2 protein-coding genes are annotated in these 2284 nt (G+C 56.1%); both read right to left on the bottom strand.

What is annotated here, in order from left to right; genetic code table 11:
• Window positions 1-135: 135 nt before the first annotated feature.
• A complete protein-coding gene (locus I2B62_RS20320) occupies window positions 136-669 on the bottom strand; it encodes a hypothetical protein (protein WP_195270853.1) in 534 nt (177 codons plus the stop codon).
• 120 nt (window positions 670-789) lie between these two features.
• Window positions 790-2284, bottom strand: a 1495-nt coding sequence (locus tag I2B62_RS20315; RefSeq protein WP_195270852.1) for a hypothetical protein, incomplete at its 5' end; no start/stop codon positions are given.

Raw genomic sequence — 2284 nt, 5'->3', positions numbered from 1 at the left:
TTGTAAACCTCCTGTAAAATAAAATGATTTTATTTCAGCGGCGTTTTGTTGTTCTCACGTCTGCTGATGGTTCTATCCTACAGGAAATGAGACCCTTTAAACACGCAAACAAATTTTTAATTATCATAAATAATATTATTCTTTTCTGTTGTGTCCAAACCATTGGACTGCACGGATGCGCCAGCGGTACAGGGTGGCAGTCTCGCCGTAATAATCCAGGGTCTCCCAGGCGCGGCGGGTCTTTCCTTTCAACGGGCCCGGGCGGATGCGTTCTTCGTTTTTAAAAAGCAGCGCGAGCAGCTCCCAGACCCGGTAAAGGGCATGGCGTACCCAGCCGGCCACGCCCTCGGGAAAAATACGCTGGTGGGTGGCACATTCCAGGCAGATACGGCTGCACACATAGATCACAATCACGCGGCCCTGCTCCACTTCTACGGGCTTCTCCAGGCCGTTGACAATATGAACCTGGCCGTTTTTCTTCTCGATCTTCATGGTCTTGGGCTTAAGGGCGCCGCCGCAGTCTTTACAGGTCACAATACGCGCCTGTCCGGTATAGACATACTCGGCGATGACTTCCCGCCCCTGCTTATCGGTATAGCCGGTGTGTTCGACCTTTTCAAAATCGCTGGTGTGTTCTTCAATGTGTTTTTTCAGATTTTTGGGTTCCATTTTTCTCCTTTTTTTAATATAAAAAACCCTGAAGACCACATACGCTTATCGCATGCGGCCTTCAGGGTTTTGATGGGTGACAGCCAGTATCCCATTTGCTGCTTCTATGATGTTTTTTTCTTACTGTTTTTTTCTTTTCTGCCTGAACGCCAGAGTGGTCAGTACGGTCAGCGCTGCCAGTACAGAGACACTGCCGCTGACCTGTCCCACGGTTATGGCGCTGCCGGTGGCTGGGTTCCTGAGGCTGGTTTCTTTTTTCAGAACGCTCTCGGCTTTGGTTTCGCCGCCTGTGTTATCAGGCTTGACCGGGGTGCCCGGCGTCGGGTCTGCTGGTGTCTCTTTCTGCTCCACAAACAGGAAGTTGGAGAAGCTGGTGGTCTGGAAGGTGAGCTGCCGTCCTTTGATCTCTGGGATCAGGGTTTCCTTCACGCTGCCGTCGGGGTTCAGGTGCTCGATGGTCAGACCTTCGGCCTTGATGTCCTCGGGCAGGGTGAACTGGATAACGATGGGGGTTTTGAGGGCGGCTTTCTGGTAGTCTGTGTCGCTCTCCCGCTTCACGTACAGCTCCAGCGTAAAGGCCAGGGTGGCGTGGTCGGGCGCCAGATCCTGGGTCAGGGTGATTTTGACGTCTCCGCCCAGGGCCTGGGCGGCCATGCCGGCGCCGTAGACCTGGATGCCGGCTTCGTCGACACGGGTCGGCAGGCCCTGGGCGGCGCTGGTGTCTTTATGGATGGTGATCTTGTAGATTTTATCGTACAGATCGCCGATTTTCTCGATGTCTTCTGTGGGGATCTGGGCCTGTTCTTCTGGGGTCATGCCGGTGATGCTGTCGGCTATGGTGTCTACGGCTTCTTTGACTTCTTCCTGTTCTTCGGGGGTCATGGTGTCGTAGTCTTCGGGGGTGGGCAGCTTGCTGATGCTGTCGCTCACTTCATCTGGGGTCCCGGGCTTTTGGGGCACGTAGGGATTGACGGGCTTTGTCGTGATGGTGAGGGTGGCCTCGAGGGTGAGGCTCTGGTAGTTGGGACCGCCGTTGATTATGGCTCTGGCAGTGTAGGTGCCTGGTTCGGTCTGGGTGTTGTTTTCGTAGGCTACGGTGGCGCCTGGTGGCAGCTGTCCGGTGATCTCGATGCGGTGGGGCTGGCTGTCTTCTTTAAAGGCGGCATCCTCGAAGGTGATGCCGGTGATGGCGGCTTTGTCTACGGTCAGGGTCATGACGGCCTGGGCGCTCTGGTGGGTGCTGCTTTCGGGCAGGCTCACGGTGAGGTGGGCTGTGCCGGCGCCGGTGATGGTGACCTGGCTGTTTTCGTCCACTGTGGCCACGCCAGGGTTGTCGCTGGTGCAGCGGTAGGCTTCACCGTCCTGGAGGCTGCCGCCGGTGGGCGTGAGCTTAAAAGGGGCCTCGCCGTAGGTTTTGGTCTGGTCGTCCACTGTGATGGGCTCCCGGGTTTTCTTGCCGGCGGTCAGGGTGATGCTTTTACTGACGGTGGTATAGTTGCTCGCACTTTCCGGAGTGTAGCCGGCGGTCAGGGTCTTGGGCTGATCGTCGGCCGGGGTGTAGGTAAAGGCGGCCTGACCATTTTTAAGGGCTTTGGTTTCGCCGTTCAATGACACG

It is taken from the genome of Eubacterium sp. 1001713B170207_170306_E7, from assembly GCF_015547515.1.
GTDB lineage: Bacteria > Bacillota > Clostridia > Eubacteriales > Eubacteriaceae > Eubacterium.
This window is presented reverse-complemented; position numbering and strand designations above follow the sequence as displayed.

Bases quoted from the DNA above. Each gene is read 5' to 3' on its own strand.
- I2B62_RS20320 (WP_195270853.1), bottom strand. From the start codon at position 669: ATGGAACCCAAAAATCTGAAAAAACACATTGAAGAACACACCAGCGAT.